Annotated in this window: 3 protein-coding genes; 1 reads left to right on the top strand and 2 read right to left on the bottom strand. The window is 46.3% G+C overall.

The window, feature by feature from the left end; translation table 11 throughout:
* Both ACTXGO_RS12575 and ACTXGO_RS12570 read right to left on the bottom strand, forming a co-directional pair.
* Positions 1-782, bottom strand: a 782-nt coding sequence (locus ACTXGO_RS12575; protein ID WP_443574774.1) for a DNA topoisomerase, incomplete at its 3' end; no start/stop codon positions are given.
* Positions 783-1,034: 252 nt separating this feature from the next.
* Positions 1,035-1,649 (bottom strand): hypothetical protein, encoded by a 615-nt coding sequence (locus ACTXGO_RS12570; RefSeq protein ID WP_443574773.1) that lies wholly within the window; start codon positions 1,647-1,649, stop codon positions 1,035-1,037.
* Between the two features lie 246 nt (positions 1,650-1,895).
* On the opposite strand from ACTXGO_RS12570, the gene ACTXGO_RS12565 reads away from it, so the two are divergent.
* Positions 1,896-2,350: DUF2799 domain-containing protein (locus tag ACTXGO_RS12565; protein ID WP_443574772.1), on the top strand; the 455-nt coding region annotated here is incomplete at its 3' end.

The following is a 2,350-nucleotide window of genomic DNA, read 5'->3' as shown; positions in this document are numbered from 1 at the left end:
TCAGCGTGAATCTGCCAATACTCCTCAGGAATAAAGGCGCGAATTTCGTGCTCACGCTCAACGACGAGGCGCATAGCAACCGACTGGACGCGGCCTGCGGACAAGCCACGCGCGACCTTTTGCCATAGGATTGGCGAGACCATAAAGCCGACAACACGATCCAAAAACCGCCTTGCTTGCTGCGCATTGACGCGGTCAATATCGAGCTTTGAGGGCTGCTTAAAGGCGTTTTGAATCGCCGACTTCGTAATCTCGTTAAAGACTACGCGCTGATATTTGCTATCAGGCCCGCCGATGACTTCTTTAAGATGCCAAGCAATAGCCTCTCCCTCGCGATCCATATCCGTTGCTAGATAAATAGTATCGGCGTCTTTGGCGAGTGCTTTGAGCTCTTTGATGACCTTGGTTTTGTTTGGCAGTACTTCATAGACCGCTTTCCAGCCGTGTTCTGGGTCAACGCCCATGCGACGCACCAGCGCTTGCTGCGCTTTTTCTTCTTTTGATAGCGTGTCGTCTTTTTTGGTAGTAGCAGTCTTTTTAGCGCTTTTGCTGGCGCCAACAGGTAGATCGCGCACATGACCGATACTCGAGCGCACGACAAAATCTGGGCCCAAGTATTTGTTAATGGTTTTTGCTTTGGCAGGGGACTCGACGATCACCAAAGATTTGCCTTTGGAGGGAGTACCACCATCTGAAGTTGCCGCTTTAGTGCTCTTTACAGCACGAGGCTTTTTGGCACTGCCCGTGGCTTTGATGGTTCTTTTAGTTGTGGTTTTTGCCATATCTGACGACACCATAATAAATGGATTAAAAGGAATTACAAATCACTAGAGGATATAAGGTATTGATTATAAAAATAATAGTATTTAAAACAGGGTTATCAAGGAAGCTGTAAGAGATAGATAACCGTAACCTAATTACAAAGACGTTACACTGCTATGAGTTGAGATGTCAACTGTAAAACAGCGCTTTGCCTAAAACAGTTTAAATAATAAAAGCGGTTTTTCTGTTAAGCCATGCTAAATTATTGGTCATTAACTTGCGCTTTTTTGCGCGTTTTGCACTTGCAATGCCCATTTTTCTAACTGGGTTTTGAGCACTAATAGATCAGGTTCGATGTTATAAGACTTATAAGCAGGATTGGTCGATGGACGCACATAGTCGACATCCTCCCAATAGATAATCACGCTGTTAGCTTGGGTAATCAGCGCCTTTACAAAAGGCTGTATGGTTGGCGGCAGCTCAAGCGGCATCTTATCTAAACTAAAATCTATCCTAGGCATCGGCTTTGCTGTCATCGTTTGAGTATTGGTGCGCACTTTTGTAGGAATATCAAGCTTGGTGCTCGTATCGGCCTTGTTACTTTCGATGCTAGTATCCGCGCGCCACTGACCATTGATAGCCTTGTAGCGGGTATGCGGCATTTTGATATTATCTAATACCAAGCCATACTGACCTATCATACCGCGCCCCATCTCGTTATCGCGTCCTTGCATCCACTCAGGACAGGCGACCAGCTTTGGGTTGAGTTGCATACGCCGCGCCTCAATACGCAGCTTGTCCAAGCGCTGATCGATACCGCTAGGTTTGAGCGCCATCATACTGCCAAGTACGAACATTACGATAAGAATGGCGATCCATATTCCCATGACAATCAAACCCCAAACAAAATAGTGAAGTAAAGCAGTAGCCGCTACTTATAATGAGTGTACAAATTCAAAAATCAAGCTTGAGCGAATAGCAGGTGATCAAAGCATGAGCATCTACCTACCGTTATATACTTAGCTTTCAAGCACTTAACGACAAAAAATATGCTCGGTAACAAGATGCAAAAAGTTGCGGCCTATAAAAAGGTGCTATCATAAACCATAACTCTCGATGCGCGCAGGTTTATTATGATTCCTTTATTCGCTGTATTGCAGTCCAAGCTGCAAAACCCATCAATGATGGCTAAATCTAGCCTGAATTTGTCTGTCTTAGGTGCCGCCTTGCTCGCCTTATCTGGCTGCGCTACTACCCAAAAGAGCCTCACACCAGAGCAATGTCAAGGCAGTAACTGGCAAGAGGTCGGCTATGTCGATGGTATGCGCGGTCGCTCAGGCGCTTATTTTGGTTACTATACTAATAGCTGCGCTAGTGTCGTCGGTGCGACGCCCAATCGCGTTATGTGGGAGCAAGGTCGCCAGCAAGGGCTAAAGACGTATTGTACGGAGCTAAATGCTTATAAGATTGGGCGTGAGGGCTATGATTGGCAACCCGTCTGTCCGCTTGAGGGTATTGAGAAGTTAGAGGAAGCCTACTCGCAAGGGCGCTACTATTATATCCGTCAGCGTGATCTTGACTATTTGCG

The sequence above is a fragment of the Psychrobacter sp. T6-1 genome, assembly GCF_052258445.1.
Note: the sequence above shows the minus strand (reverse complement) of the source record. Positions and strands in the feature narration are given on the sequence as shown.